14 protein-coding genes are annotated in these 13,888 nt (G+C 64.6%); 8 read left to right on the top strand and 6 right to left on the bottom strand.

The features are described from left to right. Window positions 1–29 precede the first annotated feature (29 nt). Window positions 30–959, top strand: coding sequence for a DNA-3-methyladenine glycosylase family protein (locus ACJA3S_RS13825; RefSeq protein WP_406818893.1), 930 nt, complete (start codon window positions 30–32; stop codon window positions 957–959). A 186-nt stretch (window positions 960–1,145) separates the two neighbouring features. Then, a complete protein-coding gene (locus ACJA3S_RS13820; RefSeq protein ID WP_406818892.1) occupies window positions 1,146–1,406 on the top strand; it encodes a DUF1652 domain-containing protein in 261 nt (86 codons plus the stop codon). A 20-nt stretch (window positions 1,407–1,426) separates the two neighbouring features. Here the strand turns inward: ACJA3S_RS13820 and ACJA3S_RS13815 are convergent, their stop codons facing one another. The 3 genes from ACJA3S_RS13815 to alkB form a co-directional block, all read right to left on the bottom strand. After that, on the bottom strand, window positions 1,427–2,041 hold the full coding sequence (locus ACJA3S_RS13815; RefSeq protein ID WP_406818890.1) for a Yip1 family protein: 615 nt from the start codon (window positions 2,039–2,041) through the stop codon (window positions 1,427–1,429). An 86-nt stretch (window positions 2,042–2,127) separates the two neighbouring features. Further along, window positions 2,128–2,415, bottom strand: coding sequence for a hypothetical protein (locus ACJA3S_RS13810; RefSeq protein WP_170030093.1), 288 nt, complete (start codon window positions 2,413–2,415; stop codon window positions 2,128–2,130). Between the two features lie 167 nt (window positions 2,416–2,582). Beyond that, complete coding sequence (alkB, locus tag ACJA3S_RS13805; protein ID WP_406818889.1) at window positions 2,583–3,230, bottom strand: DNA oxidative demethylase AlkB; 648 nt, start codon at window positions 3,228–3,230, stop codon at window positions 2,583–2,585. 247 nt (window positions 3,231–3,477) lie between these two features. Here alkB and ACJA3S_RS13800 point away from each other — a divergent pair, with 247 nt between their 5' ends. The 5 genes from ACJA3S_RS13800 to ACJA3S_RS13780 all read left to right on the top strand — a co-directional run bounded on the left by ACJA3S_RS13800 (window position 3,478) and on the right by ACJA3S_RS13780 (window position 8,634). Continuing rightward, window positions 3,478–4,497 (top strand): LacI family DNA-binding transcriptional regulator, encoded by a 1,020-nt coding sequence (locus tag ACJA3S_RS13800; protein WP_406818888.1) that lies wholly within the window; start codon window positions 3,478–3,480, stop codon window positions 4,495–4,497. 65 nt (window positions 4,498–4,562) lie between these two features. After that, entirely contained in the window at window positions 4,563–5,354 is a 792-nt protein-coding gene (locus ACJA3S_RS13795) for an AP endonuclease (protein ID WP_406818887.1), read from the top strand. Further along, on the top strand, window positions 5,347–6,297 hold the full coding sequence (locus ACJA3S_RS13790) for a sugar kinase (protein WP_406818886.1): 951 nt from the start codon (window positions 5,347–5,349) through the stop codon (window positions 6,295–6,297). The genes ACJA3S_RS13795 and ACJA3S_RS13790 overlap by 8 nt, the downstream gene beginning before the upstream one ends. 59 nt (window positions 6,298–6,356) lie before the next feature. Further along, window positions 6,357–7,649: an MFS transporter gene (locus tag ACJA3S_RS13785; RefSeq protein ID WP_406818884.1), complete on the top strand. Its 1,293-nt coding sequence runs from the start codon at window positions 6,357–6,359 to the stop codon at window positions 7,647–7,649. 10 nt (window positions 7,650–7,659) lie between these two features. Then, window positions 7,660–8,634 carry a 2-hydroxyacid dehydrogenase gene (locus ACJA3S_RS13780; RefSeq protein ID WP_406818883.1) on the top strand — a complete coding sequence of 325 codons (975 nt, stop codon included), beginning with the start codon at window positions 7,660–7,662 and terminating at the stop codon, window positions 8,632–8,634. A 133-nt stretch (window positions 8,635–8,767) separates the two neighbouring features. On the opposite strand, the gene ACJA3S_RS13775 is transcribed toward ACJA3S_RS13780, so the two are convergent. From ACJA3S_RS13775 to ACJA3S_RS13765, 3 genes are all read right to left on the bottom strand, one after another. Continuing rightward, window positions 8,768–9,733 carry an endonuclease gene (locus ACJA3S_RS13775; protein ID WP_406818882.1) on the bottom strand — a complete coding sequence of 322 codons (966 nt, stop codon included), beginning with the start codon at window positions 9,731–9,733 and terminating at the stop codon, window positions 8,768–8,770. A 69-nt stretch (window positions 9,734–9,802) separates the two neighbouring features. Continuing rightward, complete coding sequence (locus ACJA3S_RS13770) at window positions 9,803–10,987, bottom strand: MFS transporter (protein ID WP_406818881.1); 1,185 nt, start codon at window positions 10,985–10,987, stop codon at window positions 9,803–9,805. A gap of 122 nt (window positions 10,988–11,109) precedes the next feature. Beyond that, window positions 11,110–11,991, bottom strand: a complete 882-nt coding sequence (locus tag ACJA3S_RS13765; protein ID WP_170029763.1) for a LysR family transcriptional regulator — start codon at window positions 11,989–11,991, stop codon at window positions 11,110–11,112. A 185-nt stretch (window positions 11,992–12,176) separates the two neighbouring features. On the opposite strand from ACJA3S_RS13765, the gene ACJA3S_RS13760 reads away from it, so the two are divergent. Further along, entirely contained in the window at window positions 12,177–13,820 is a 1,644-nt protein-coding gene (locus ACJA3S_RS13760) for an acetolactate synthase large subunit (RefSeq protein ID WP_406818880.1), read from the top strand. Window positions 13,821–13,888 lie beyond the last annotated feature (68 nt).

Genomic DNA, 13,888 nt, shown 5'->3' with positions numbered 1-13,888 from the left:
GCTCGTGCATTTGCTGGCATGATGCAGCCATGGCCAAGCTCACTTCCCTGCACACGGTGCGCCGATCGCTGCCCGGCGCCAGCCACCAGACCCTGTGGCTACGCTACCGTGCCCCCTATCATTGGCCCTCGACCCTGGCCTTCCTCGCCGCCCGCTGTATCCCTGGCGTCGAGACCTGTCTGGGTGGCACCTACAGTCGCTCGATGGTGGCTGCGGGGCGGCATGCGGTTGTACACGCCACGCCTTCGGGTAACCAGTACCTGCGCATCCGTCTTGAAGGCGTTCCGGCCCGGGCGCTGCCAGGCCTGGTCGCCAGGCTGCGGCGGGTGTTCGACCTTGATGCCGAGCCTGCGCAGATCAATGCCGGGCTTGCCCACGATCCGCTGATGGCCCGCTTGCTGCAGCAGCGCCCAGGCCTGCGCGTGCCACAAGGTTGGGACGCCGGTGAGCAAGCCATGCGCACAGTGCTGGGCCAGCAGATCAGCGTGGCCGGGGCCATGACCCTGGCCGGGCGCCTGGTGCAACGCCACGGTGAAGCCCTGCGCCTGGTGGTACCAGGGTTGAGCCACGTTTTCCCGACACTGCCGGTATTGGCGGCCGCGCAGTTCGAAAACATGGGGATGCCACGTGCACGCGCAGCGACCCTGGGCACCCTGGCCAATGCCTTGCTCGCCGAACCTGGATTGCTGCGGCGTGGGCAGCCGCTTGATACGCTGCTGCGCGACCTGTGCCGGCTGAAAGGCATCGGCCCGTGGAGCGCGTCCTACCTGGCGCTGCGCCAGGCCGGCGCAGCCGATGCCTTGCCGTTGGGCGATGTGGCCTTGGCCAAGGCGTTGCGCAAGCTTGAAGGCGACCAGGCGAACCTGGCCGAACGGGCCCTGGCCTGGCGACCCTGGCGAGCCTATGCGGCTCAGCACCTATGGGCGTCCTTGGGGCCGGATGGGACCGCTCGTCGTTAAATCCGCCATTGGATCCGAACACCCGGCGCACACCGGCAATCTTCCACTAAGGTGCTAAAGGATTTCCGCATGACCATTGCCTCGGCGTTATGAATGCCTGCCCCGGCATGCGCAATATCAATTGGCACCGTGCCTGACAAAGGTGTACTCCACACAAACAGGCCATCCCACAGAGAGGGTCGTACCATGTCGTTGATAGGAGTTTCGATGCTGGAGATGCGGCAGATGATCGAGCAGGCCTGCCTGCCCGACCGCTGTGAAGTCAGCTGCCCGGACGGCGCCAACCTGACCATCCGCCTGGGTCAGGGCCAGAGTCTCGAAGAGGGCGTGACCCTGAGCGGGGTCCCGCTGCAAAGCCTTAACAGTTGCCGCGACCTGGTCAACCTGGTAGGGCAACTGCACGCGCTGCGTGACAGTCACCCCGCACCCCTCAAGGCGATTGCCTGAAGGGCGCCTTTGCGCTCCGGTCAGCCCAGGCTGGCCGGGCGCACATATTCCGGCATGAGGCCGTTGAACCAGAACAGGATCATCGCCACCAGGATGGTTACCAGCAGCAACAGGCCCACCCCCCACACGCAGGTGGCGAACAGCAAGGCCTGTTCTTTTTTCAGCCGCAGGAACGTCTGCAATCCGCCATACAGCAACACACTGGCATACGCCGACGCCGCCAAGAGCGCGACCACGGCCAGCCAGCGGATCGGCAGCAGGCCGACCACGCCGGCAAAGAACCATGGCGTGGCGCAGTAGGCGGCAAAGCCGATGCATTGGTTGAGGCTGGGCTGGGCATCGAAACCTCGCGACATCCAGCGAATCATCACCCCCATCAGCATGACCCCGACCACCGTGGTGCCGTAGAGCAAGGCGGCCAGTTGCGCGGCACTGCCCATGCTCAGGCGCACCCGCTCCCCGGCCGCCAGGCTCCAGCCGAACGTGGTGGTGCCAACGAACAGGCAGACGGCAGGGATCAACGCCAGGGCCAGCAGACGTGGCAGGTATTGCTGCGGGCGGTCTTCCTCGGCCCGGCGGATGTCCAGCCAGGCGTCGGCGGGGTGGGTGAAGAGCTTGAGCAACGGGCTGTTCATGGCATTCTCCGGCGGGCGTGGGCTCTTTTGTATGGAGACGCGCCGTGCCCGGCAGGTTCAGCCGGGTTGGCCACCGTTGATCGGCTTCACTGCAGTTCCAGCAGCAGGTTCAGGCCGCCGTCCCCGCATTTGCCCTGGTCGCGGACCACGCCGTGGTAGCTGCGCCCATCCCAGACAAACGCCACGCTGTGGGCACGCTCCACCTTGTCGGGCAATGGCGGGCAGATGTGCAGGCGCAGGCCTGGGCGGCCTTGCAGGTTGAGGGCGGCAATCTGGCATTGGCATTCCATGCTCTGCGCGACCGGGCCGAACAGGGTGTCGCGCACGTAATCGAGCTGCAGTGAGGCATTGGGCGCGCGGCAGGGCATTTTCATGGTCGCGCTGCTCCGGTGCAAAGGCGGCTGGCAGAGTACAGGTAGGGCATGGCGGGCTCCCGGCTGAAAAAGGCATGGCCTATCTTTTGAAGCTTGCCAGGCCAAGATGTTCAACCTGTTTCATGCGCGTTCATCCAGTTGCGCCGATGCTGCAGCCCAGGCCCGGTTCAGCGCCCGGCCTTGCGCAGGGTCAGGTTGATGCGCCGTTCACCCAGGCGCGGATGCACGCCAGGCTTGATCGGCAGCACGCCATGGAAGCGCAAGCGGTCTGCGCCACCCCAGACCAGTACATCGCCATGGCTCAGGGCGATGCGCCGGGGCTTGTCGGCGCGCTGCAAGCCACCGAACAGGAACACCGCCGGCAAGCCCAGGGACAGCGACACGATCGGCTGGCCGAAGTCCTGTTCATCGCGGTCCTGGTGCAGGCTGAGGCGGGTACCGGGGAGGTAATGATTGACCAGGCAGGCATCCGGCACGAAACCGTCGAAGCCGGCCACGGCCGCCGCGCGGTTGGCCAGGGCAAGCAATACCGGGGGCAGGGCAGGCCAGGGTTGGCCGCTGAGCGGGTCGCAGTGGCTGTAACGGTAACCCTGTTCATCGCTGACCCAACCCAGCGTGCCGCAGTTGGTGAGCGCTACAGCCATGCGCAGGCCACCCGGGGTGTACATGTGCCGGAACGGCGCGGCACGCAATACCGGGCGCAGGGCGTCGAGCACAGGCTCGACTTCAGCCAGGGCGAAGCCGGGCAGCAGCACGGTGTGGCTGGCCAGGCGTTGCGCTTGGGTGCCGAACAGGTCGAGGTCGGACTGGATCATTGGCTGGAGTATCGGGCCGAGTAGCAAGCATTGTACTGCGCTTGCCGGGCCTGGCCTATCCATGCGCAACCCACTGCCAGATACAGATCCATGTTTATCATTATTATCAATTGCTTATTAACGATAGTTAATGTTTGACATTGTTTCATCCATGGCTTGCCGACCAACGGCAGGTTGACGAACGCGCATGGTTTTGCTGTATTGAAACCGGTTTCATCGCTATCACAACAATCATAAGGAACAGCCCATGACCGACGCGCCTGGCCATCCCCGTGAACGGGTCACCATCAGCGAAGTGGCGCGGGTCGCCGGCGTGTCCAAGGCCACCGTCTCGCGCTATATCGGCGGCGACCGGCAGTTGCTGGCCGAAGCCACGGCCAAGCGCCTGGAGCAGGTCATCGAGCGCCTCGGTTACCGCCCCAACCAAATGGCCCGTGGCTTGAAGCGCGGCCAGACGCGGTTGGTCGGCATGCTGGTAGCCGATATTCTCAACCCCTATTCGGTGGCCGTGATGCACGGCGTGGAAACCGCCTGCCGCCAGCACGGCTACAGCCTGGTGGTATGCAACACCAACCGCGACGACGAGCAGGAACGTCACCATCTGGTGGCGTTGCAGTCGTACAACGTCGAAGGGCTGATCGTGAACACCCTCGGCCATCACCCCGGCGAACTGCTCACCCTGCAGCGCGACATCCCGATGGTGCTGGTCGATCGTCAACTGCCCGAGCTGAAGGTCGACCTGGTGGGGCTGGATAACGCCGACGCGGTCGAGCAGGCCCTGGACCACCTGCAAGCGCAAGGCTACCGCGATATCCTCGCGGTCACCGAGCCTCTGGATGGCACCAGCTCACGTGTGGAGCGGGTCCAGGCGTTTGCCGCGTCGATCGGCCGTCGCCCTGGCATGCGCCAGCAGGTACTGGAAACCAACACCGGCTTGAATGGCCAACTGGCCTCGTTTCTTGCCGGCAAAGGCCATGGCCCGCAGGCCATCTTCACGTTCAACGGCATTGCCACCCTGGCCGTCACCCGGGCCCTGCATGACGCCGGATGCAACCTGTTTGCAGACGTCGGTCTGATAGCCCTGGACGACCTCGACTGGTACCCCTTGGTCGGCAGTGGCATCACCGCACTGGCCCAGCCTACCGAGCGTATCGGTATGGCGGCGTTCGACAGCCTGCTGGCTCGTCTGCGCGGCGACAGTGGGGCGGCCAGGCGCATCGATTTCAAGGCCAACCTGATCATCCGCGGTTCAACCCCCCGACACTAATCAGCGGCAGGTGACTGCCTGCTGGGCTATCAAGAAATGAAACCGGTTTCATAAGGACAACAACAATGCACACGAACCCCGTTTCCATCAGCCTCTCCAGCTACGGTGCCGATCTGGTTAGGCAACGTGGCCAGGAGCACTTCCTTGGCCTGCTGGTTGCCGCTGGCGCTACCCGTGTGGAACTACGCGAAGAATTGTTCAGCGGTGTGCCGGACACTGCCGCGCTGGCTGCTGCCATTGCCGCGCAGCGCCTGGAATGCGTGTATTCCACGCCACTTGAGTTGTGGACGGCGCGCGGCCTGCCTGACCCGCAACTGCGGGACAGGCTGGCAACCGCCCACGCCCTCGGCGCGGTGGCTCTCAAGGTTTCCCTGGGGCATTACCGGGAAGGGTGCGATTTCGCGGCCCTGGCGCGGCTGTTGCCAGGCCCCGGGCCAGTGCTGCTGGTGGAGAATGACCAGACCGTGCAGGGCGGCAGCATCCAGCCGCTGCAGCAGTTTTTCCAGCGCGCCGAAGAGCTTGGGCTGAGCCTGGGCATGACCTTCGATATCGGCAACTGGCAGTGGCAGGGCGAGCCTGCCCGACACGCCGCGCGCCTGCTCGGCCGCTGGGTGCGTTACGTGCATTGCAAAGCCGTGCAGCGCCTGGCCGATGGCCGCCTGGTTGCCGTACCACCGCAGGCCTCGGACTTGCAGGAATGGGCTGCGCTGCTGGCGGAGTTCACCCCCGGTGTGGTGCGCGCTGTCGAATACCCCTTGGCCGGCGGCGACCTGCTGGCGCTGACCCGCACCCAGGTGCGCAACTTGGCGGCGCTGGGACGGCGTGCCACAGCGCACAAGGAGCCGAGCCATGCATGAACATGACGTGCTGTGTTTTGGCGAGACCATGGCCATGTTCGTCGCCGAGCAGGCCGGGGACCTGGCCAGTGTCGGCCAGTTCGGCAAGCGCATTGCCGGGGCGGACAGCAACGTGGCCATCGGCCTGGCGCGGCTCGGCTTCAAGGTCCGTTGGCTGAGCCGGGTGGGTGACGATTCGCTTGGCCGTTTCGTGCTCGACAGCCTGCGCCGCGAAGGCCTGGATTGTTCCGCTGTCGAGGTCGATGCCAGCTATCCCACCGGTTTCCAGCTCAAGGCCCGCTGCGACGATGGCAGTGATCCGGCGGTGGAGTACTTCCGTCGTGGCTCGGCGGCCAGCAGACTGTCGCCGGCGCTGATCCGCCCAGGCTGGCTGCAGGCTCGCCACCTGCACGCCACCGGCATCCCGCTGGCCTTGTCGGCAGGTTGTCGGGCGCTGTCGCATGCCCTGGTGGATGGCATGCGCGATGCCGGGCGCAGCATTTCCTTCGATCCCAACCTGCGCCCCTCGCTGTGGCCTGACCAGGGCAGCATGCTGCGCGAAATCAATGCCCTGGCGGCCAAGGCCGACTGGGTGTTGCCCGGCCTGGAGGAGGGCCGGCTGCTGACCGGCCAGCACACGCCGGCAGACATCGCGGCGTTCTACCTCGACCTGGGGGTGACCCGGGTGGTGATAAAGCTGGGCGAAGCGGGTGCCTACTTCCGCAGTGCCGAAGGCGAGGGCCTGGTCGCGCCAGTGCCGGTCAGCCGCGTGGTGGACACCGTCGGTGCCGGCGATGCCTTCGCTGTCGGCGTGCTCAGCGCGCTACTGGAAGGCCGGCCCATGGCCGAAGCGGTGGCGCGCGGCAACTGGTGCGGCAGCCGCGCCGTGCAGTCGCGCGGCGACATGGAAGGGCTGCCGCTGCGCCATGAACTGGAGGCCCACGACCTGCGCAGAAGTGCCTGAACAGCGCATACCTCGAAACACCTGTTGCAACAAAAACAACAAGCTCAGGAGAAACACCGATGCAAAAGCACAACCTGGCCTCGCGCCGCTGGTGGTACATCATCCCGATCGTCTTCGTCACCTATAGCCTGGCGTACCTGGACCGCGCCAATTACGGCTTCGCCGCCGCTTCCGGGATGGCCGAAGACCTGCACATCACGCCCGTGCTGTCATCGCTGCTGGGGGCGCTGTTCTTCCTCGGCTACTTCTTCTTCCAGGTACCCGGTGCCATCTATGCCGAGAAGCGCAGCGTGAAGCAGCTGATCTTCGTCTGCCTGATCCTCTGGGGCGGCCTGGCCACGCTCACCGGCATGGTCAGCAACGTGTACATGCTGGTCGGCATCCGCTTCCTGCTCGGGGTGGTGGAGGCGGCGGTGATGCCAGCGATGCTGGTGTACCTGTGCCACTGGTTCACCCGTGCCGAGCGCTCGCGAGCCAATACCTTCCTGATGCTCGGCAACCCGGTGACCATCCTGTGGATGTCGGTGGTGTCGGGTTACCTGATCAAGCATTACGACTGGCGCTGGATGTTCATCATCGAAGGCCTGCCTGCGGTGATCTGGGCGTTCTGCTGGTGGCGCCTGGTCGACGACCGCCCGGCCCAGGTGAACTGGCTGAGCGAGCAGGAAAAGACCGCCCTGCAGCAGGCGCTGGCCGCCGAGCAGCAAGGTATCAGGCCGGTGAAGAACTACCGCGAGGCGTTCCGCTCGCCACAAGTGATCATTCTCGCGCTGCAGTATTTCTGCTGGAGCATCGGCGTGTACGGCTTCGTGCTGTGGTTGCCGTCGATCCTCAAGCAGGCGGCCAACGTTGATATCGTACAGGCCGGCTGGCTGGCGTCGGTGCCGTACCTGGCGGCGGTACTGGCCATGGTAGGCGTGTCGTGGGCGTCCGACCGCCTGCAGAAGCGCAAGCGCTTCGTCTGGCCGCCATTGCTGATCGCCGCCGTGGCCTTCTATGGCTCCTACGCCCTGGGCAGCCAGCACTTCTGGCTGTCGTACGCGCTGCTGGTGCTGGCCGGCGCCTGCATGTATGCACCTTATGGGCCGTTCTTCGCGATCGTGCCGGAAATCCTCCCGGCCAATGTCGCTGGCGGCGCCATGGCGCTGATCAACAGCATGGGCGCGCTGGGCTCGTTCGGCGGTTCGTGGCTGGTGGGCTACCTCAATGGCGCCACCGGTGGGCCCGGTGCCTCTTACCTGTTCATGTGTGGCGCGCTGCTTGCCGCAGTGGCGTTGACCGCCGCACTGGACACTTCCCAGACGTCCGGCCGAGCCAAGCGCGGCGGTTCGCGTCTGGCCATGAGCCAATAGGAAACCTGCGATGAACAAGCGAATCGTGTTGTACAAACGCCTGTCCGACGACCTGATGGCGCGCCTGCAAGCGCGCGTCGAGGTGACCTGGGTGGATATCAACCAACCCGACGGCCTGGCCCGCCTGCGCGATGCCTTGCCGGGGGCGCACGGGCTGCTGGGGGCCAGCCTGCGGCTGGACGCAGGCCTGCTTGACCTGGCACCGCAATTGGAAGTGGTTGCCAGCGTTTCGGTTGGCGTGGACAACTATGACATTGCCGAGCTCAGCCGCCGCGGGGTGATGCTGACCAACACCCCCGATGTGCTGACCGAGACCACCGCCGACACTGGCTTTGCCCTGATCCTGGCCACTGCCAGGCGGGTTGTGGAGCTGGCGAACTGGGTCCGCGCCGGGCACTGGCAGGCGAGCCTGGGCGCGGCGCATTTCGGTAGCGATGTGCATGGCAAGACGTTGGGCATCGTCGGCATGGGGCGCATTGGCGAGGCCCTGGCCCGGCGCGCCGCGGCTGGCTTCGGCATGCGTGTGCTGTATCACAGCCAGCGGGCCAAGCCGCAGGTGGAGGCGCGTTATGCTGCGCGTCAATGCAGCCTGGACGAGTTGTTGCAGCAGGCAGATTTCGTCTGCCTGACCGTGCCGCTGAGTGCCGCCACCGAAGGCCTGATCGGCGCACGGGAGTTGGCGTTGATGAAGCCTGAGGCAATCCTGGTGAATATTTCCCGCGGGCGGGTAGTGGACGAGGCCGCACTGGTCGAAGCGCTGCGCGCCAGGCGCATACGCGGCGCGGGGCTGGATGTGTTCGTGCAGGAACCGTTGTCGCTGGACTCGCCCCTGCTGCAACTCGACAACGTGGTGGCGACCCCGCATATCGGCTCGGCGACCGAGGAAACCCGCCAGGCCATGGCACGTTGCGCGGTGGACAACCTGCTCAGCGCACTGGCGGGTGAGCGGCCGGCGAATCTGGTCAATGAGCTGCCCAGGGCTTGAGGTTGCGGGCATACCCGCGAACGGCTGCAGGCGCGGCTTCAGCCGCGATCACCGGCAAGGCCGGTGCCAGCCACCGCGTCGCTTGCTTCGCGGATAAATCCGCTCCTACGCCCTTGCAGCGCACCGCAGGTGCTTACCGGCAGTTGCCCGCCTTGCGATAACCCGCCGCCTGCGCTTCACCCTCGGTAGCGAAGGTGACCTGGTTCTTCGCCGTAACCTGGGCATACCCCGGGCAGCCGTTGGCCAGGTGATAAACGTGGCTGTTGCGGTTGCCAAGCACTGGCCCCAGCGACCCACCGCTGGCCAGGCTTGGCTTGGCTTCGGCCTTGGTGGGCTTGGCCGTTGCCGCTTGCACCACGCCGCTACCCACCGGCTTGTAGTCGGCTGTCCATTTGCGCTCCCCGGTCACGAACGGGTTGGCGTGCCCCATGATCGCAGCAATACGGCGGTTACGCTCTTTTTCCCAGGCCGATACCGGGTACTGCCTGTCCCAGGCCATCAGCAGTTGTTGCTGCTGGCGCGACATGTTCAGCTTGTAGCGGTCGTACATGTAGAACGTTGTGCGCGCCACCAGGCCCTTCACTTCGTCACGCGGTTCGGCCGCACGCTGCACGAAGTCGACCTTGGTGCTGCACTGCCCGTATTGCCCGGCATTGCCATTGACCATGGCGTAGTTGAAGTTGCTGCGGTCACCGTTGACCTCGCCCACCGCCGGGTACAGGTTGAACAGGTCGGCTTCCATGGCGCGGAACACCGGGTCGTCGTCCACACAGTGCTCGCGGCCGCCGTTCTTCCAGCACTGGCGCTGGCTGCCGAAGGTGTAGGCGGGCACGATGTGCTCCCACTCGGTGCGCTCGGCGCGGTTTTGCTGCTTGCGCGTCTGGTAGCCGCACGAGGCGGTATCGATACGCCCGCCGGATTTGCCCACCCAGGTCCACTTGCAGCCGCAGTACAGCTCGCCCATGGCACTGCTGGCCTGGTCCATGTACACCTGCTGCTTGGCCACTACCTTGGCCTCGGTAAAGGTGGCTGGCGGACTGGCCAGGGCAGGGAAATTGAAGGAAAACAGTAAGGTTATGGCGTAAAGCAGTGATTTCATGGGGAAAACATATTTCAAAGACGGGCCGGCATTGTAAAGGTTTCGCCAAGGCTGGCCAGCCCGCTGAACTCAATGCCCGCCCTTCATCCGCCGCGCCGCCAGGTAGATCAGCAGGCCGACCAAGGCAGTCGCCGCGCCGATGTACCCGGTGCTGGTCCAGCCCAGGCCGGCGCTGATCGCCATGCCACCCAACCATGGCCCAAGCGCATTGGCCAGGTTGAACGCCGCATGGTTCGACGCAGCCGCCAGGCTCGGTGCTTCATGAGCGATGTCCATCAGGCGGATCTGCAGCGGTGCCGCCAGGGCAATCATGGTCCCGACCAGGCCAATGCCCAGTAGCAGGCTCCACAATGCCTGGGCAGCGAAGGTGAAGAACAGCAGCACGGCCATCGACCATATCAGCACCAGCCCCACGGCGCGGAACTGCAGGCGGTCGAACAGCTTGCCGCCAGCCAGGTTGCCGACGATGCCACCCACGCCGAACGCAGCCAGGCCGAACGGAATCCACTGCGGCGACACCTGGGTCACCTGCAACATGGTCGGCGCCAGGTAGCTGAATACACAGAACATACCGGCAAAGCCGATCGCGGCGATCGCCAGGGCCATCCATACCTGCGGCAGGGCAAATGCTTGCAATTCCTTGCGCGGGTCGCTGCGCACTTCATCGTGGCGCTGGGGCACGAAGCGCCAGACCAGTGCCAAGGTGCACAGGGCAATACCACCCACCAGCACGAATGCCGAACGCCAGCCGAAATACTGGCCCAGCAACGTGGCGACCGGGTTGCCGAGCAGCATGGCCAACGTCAGGCCCAGCATCACCCGCGCCACCGCCCCGGCGCGCTGGTTGTTCGCCACCATGCTCGAGGCCACCACGGCGGCTATACCGAAGTAGGCGCCATGGGGCAGGCCACTGATAAAGCGGAAAGCGACCAGGCCGCCGAACGAGGGAGCGAAGGCGGTCGCCAGGTTGCCGAGGGCGTACAGCGCCATCAATAACAGCAGCATGTGCTTGCGCAGCAGTCGGGCACCGAGAATGGCCAGCGTCGGGGCGCCGACCACCACCCCCAATGCATAGGCACTGATCGCGTGGCCTACCTGGGGCTCACTCAGCTGCAGGTTGCTGGCGATATCCGGCATCAGGCCCATGATGGCGAACTCGCCGGTGCCGATGGCAAAACTGCCCAGCGCCATGGAGGCTTCCATTTTCGCGATGGTGCTTTTGTGCGGGGGAGGCGCTAATTCCTGAACTGACATCTGAATCCTTGTTGAAACATGCTGAAACGTTCAAGTCGGGGATCATAGTCAATTCAGGGCGGCAACGTCGATGAAATGCGCGGCTTGCCACTGGCTTGTGCCGCGCAATGGCCCGGCCGGCGTCAGCGCTCGAGGTAATGGGTTTGCGCGGCAAAGTCGATGAAGCGCTTGCTGGCGAGCGACAGGTATTCCCCCGAGCGCCAGCACAAGCGGAAGCTCATCAGCTGCGCTGGCCGGAACGGTACGCCGACGATGCCTGGCGTGCGCTGCTGCACCGAGCGCAGCAGGGTGGCCACCCCCATGTTGTCCAGAGCCGCCTGCACCACCAGCGAGACGAAGTTGCTCTGCAGTGCCACCTGGTAGGTGATGCCGTGTTCGGCGAAGAACGCGTCGAGCAGGTGACGCTGCACGAAGGTGCGGTCGAACACCACCATGTCGGTATTGCGCAGGTCCTCGGCAGTGAGGAAGGCCTTGCCGGCATAAGGGTGATCGGGGTGCATGCACGCCAGCATCTCGTCGCTGCCCAGCAGGATCGATTCCTTGTCGGGCGGCACGCGCCTGGACTCCAGCAGCGCAAGGTCGATTTCCCGCTGTTCGAGGCGCTGGCCAATGTCCTCGGCGCTGCCTTCGAACACGGTCATGGCAATGCCCGGGTACAACCGGCGGAAGGCGTTCATCAAACCGGGTACATAGTGCAAGCCGAACATCGGTGGGATACCCAGGCGTACTTCGCCGCGCTTGAGGTCGGCCATGTCGCGCAGCTCCTGCCGGGCCACGTCCATTTCGCGCAGGGCCGAGGCAATCCGTGGCAGGAACCGCTCGCCCTCGGCGGTGAGGATGACTTTGCGGGTAGTGCGGTTGAACAGGGTCACGCCCAGTTCCTCTTCCAGGCGGGTAACGGCCATGCTCAGCGCCGGCTGGGCGATGTGCAGGTGCTGCGCGGCCTTGGTGAAGCTGCCCTGGCGCACGATTTCGACGCAGCAACGCAGTGCCTTGAGATTCATTGTGGGGGACTACCAATCAGAGGAGTTGCATTCATAACGAACTGTGATGTCAGGCATCATAACAATATATTTATTATTATTAACCGGAGGGCCTACGATGCGCGCCACTGAGACATCCTGCAACATCTCAGTCACGCAGCTTGATAAATCTGCAATCCCACGAAGATTTTGAGGTAGTACCCTAAATGGCCAAGGCCGCCGATGTCGTTGTGCAATGCCTGGAAAACGAAGGTGTCGAGTATGTATTCGGCATTCCAGGTGAGGAAAACCTCGACTTGCTGGAATCCCTGCGCAAGTCGAAGATCAAACTGGTACTCACCCGTCACGAGCAGTCCGCAGGTTTCATGGCTGCCACCTATGGTCGCCTGACCGGCAAGACCGGCGTCAGCCTGTCCACCCTCGGCCCCGGCGCGACCAACCTGGTTACCGCCAGCGCCTACGCCTACCTGGGCGGCATGCCGATGATGATGATCACCGGCCAGAAGCCGATCAAGAAGTCCAAGCAGGGCCGTTTCCAGATCATCGACGTGTGCGGCATGATGGACCCCATCACCAAGTACACCCACCAGTTCGCCTCAGCCGACAACATCCCGGCGCGCATGCGCGAAGCCTTCCGCCTGGCTGAAGAAGAAAAACCGGGTGCGGTCCACCTGGAACTGCCAGAAGACATCGCCGCCGAGCAGACCGACGCACTGCCGATCCCGCCAAGCCTGCACCGCCGCCCGCTGGCCGAGCACGTGGCCATCGAGGCTGCCGTGCAGAAGCTGCAGAACGCGCGTAGCCCGATCCTGGTGATCGGTGCTGGCGCCAACCGCAAGATGACTGCCAAGGTCCTCAAGCAACTGATCGACAAGACCGGCATCCCATTCGTCACCACGCAGATGGGTAAAGGTGTGGTCGACGAGCGCCACCCGCGCTTCCTCGGCAACGCTGCGTTGTCGTCCGGTGACTTCGTCCACCGTGCGATCGAAGCTGCCGACCTGATCGTCAACATTGGCCACGACGTGATCGAGAAGCCGCCGTTCTTCATGGTCCGTGGCGGCACCGAGGTCATCCACATCAACTTCCGCTCCGCTGAAGTGGATGCCGTGTACTTCCCGCAGGTGGAAGTGATCGGTGATATCGCCAACGCCGTCTGGCAGATCGGCGAAGCGCTGAGCGACACCTCGCACTGGGACTTCACCCGCCTGATGGCCATCCGTGAAGCCAACGAAGCACAGATCGCCGAAGGTGCCGATGATAGCCGCTTCCCGGTCTACCCGCAGCGCCTGGTCGCCGACATCCGTCGCGTGCTGCCGTCCGAAGGTATCGTGGCCCTGGACAACGGCATCTACAAGATCTGGTTCGCCCGCAACTACAAGGCGCACAAGCCCAACACGGTGCTGCTGGACAACGCCCTGGCGACCATGGGCGCCGGCCTGCCATCGGCGATGGCGGCGCACCTGGTGCACCCGGACCGCCCGGTGATTTCGGTGTGCGGCGATGGCGGCTTCATGATGAACAGCCAGGAGCTGGAAACGGCAGTGCGCCTGGGCATGCACATCACCGTGGTGATCCTGCGTGACGACGGCTATGGCATGATCCGCTGGAAGCAGGCCAACATGGGCTTCACCGATTTCGGCCTGGACTACGGCAACCCGGACTTCGTCAAGTACGCCGAAGCCTACGGGGCCAACGGCCACCGCGTGGAAAGCGCCGACGGCCTGCTGCCGCTGCTCGAGCACTGCATCAAGACCCCGGGCGTGCACGTGATCGACTGCCCGGTCGATTACAGCGAGAACGACCGCATCCTCAACAGCGAGCTGCGTGAGCGCGCGCTGGCGGTGTAACGCCTGACCGGCCTGCGCCAATGCAGGCTTGTAGGAGCGGCCTTGTGTCGCGATGGGCCGCAGAGCGG

The organism is Pseudomonas sp. KnCO4 (assembly GCF_045344305.1).
GTDB classification, from domain to species: domain Bacteria; phylum Pseudomonadota; class Gammaproteobacteria; order Pseudomonadales; family Pseudomonadaceae; genus Aquipseudomonas; species Aquipseudomonas anuradhapurensis.
Note: the sequence above shows the minus strand (reverse complement) of the source record. Positions and strands in the feature narration are given on the sequence as shown.

Coding starts and splice junctions, on each gene's coding strand:
- ACJA3S_RS13825 (WP_406818893.1), top strand. CDS start 30: ATGGCCAAGCTCACTTCCCTGCACACGGTGCGCCGATCGCTGCCCGGC.
- ACJA3S_RS13820 (WP_406818892.1), top strand. CDS start 1,146: ATGTCGTTGATAGGAGTTTCGATGCTGGAGATGCGGCAGATGATCGAG.
- ACJA3S_RS13815 (WP_406818890.1), bottom strand. CDS start 2,041: ATGAACAGCCCGTTGCTCAAGCTCTTCACCCACCCCGCCGACGCCTGG.
- ACJA3S_RS13810 (WP_170030093.1), bottom strand. CDS start 2,415: ATGAAAATGCCCTGCCGCGCGCCCAATGCCTCACTGCAGCTCGATTAC.
- alkB (WP_406818889.1), bottom strand. CDS start 3,230: ATGATCCAGTCCGACCTCGACCTGTTCGGCACCCAAGCGCAACGCCTG.
- ACJA3S_RS13800 (WP_406818888.1), top strand. CDS start 3,478: ATGACCGACGCGCCTGGCCATCCCCGTGAACGGGTCACCATCAGCGAA.
- ACJA3S_RS13795 (WP_406818887.1), top strand. CDS start 4,563: ATGCACACGAACCCCGTTTCCATCAGCCTCTCCAGCTACGGTGCCGAT.
- ACJA3S_RS13790 (WP_406818886.1), top strand. CDS start 5,347: ATGCATGAACATGACGTGCTGTGTTTTGGCGAGACCATGGCCATGTTC.
- ACJA3S_RS13785 (WP_406818884.1), top strand. CDS start 6,357: ATGCAAAAGCACAACCTGGCCTCGCGCCGCTGGTGGTACATCATCCCG.
- ACJA3S_RS13780 (WP_406818883.1), top strand. CDS start 7,660: ATGAACAAGCGAATCGTGTTGTACAAACGCCTGTCCGACGACCTGATG.
- ACJA3S_RS13775 (WP_406818882.1), bottom strand. CDS start 9,733: ATGAAATCACTGCTTTACGCCATAACCTTACTGTTTTCCTTCAATTTC.
- ACJA3S_RS13770 (WP_406818881.1), bottom strand. CDS start 10,987: ATGTCAGTTCAGGAATTAGCGCCTCCCCCGCACAAAAGCACCATCGCG.
- ACJA3S_RS13765 (WP_170029763.1), bottom strand. CDS start 11,991: ATGAATCTCAAGGCACTGCGTTGCTGCGTCGAAATCGTGCGCCAGGGC.
- ACJA3S_RS13760 (WP_406818880.1), top strand. CDS start 12,177: ATGGCCAAGGCCGCCGATGTCGTTGTGCAATGCCTGGAAAACGAAGGT.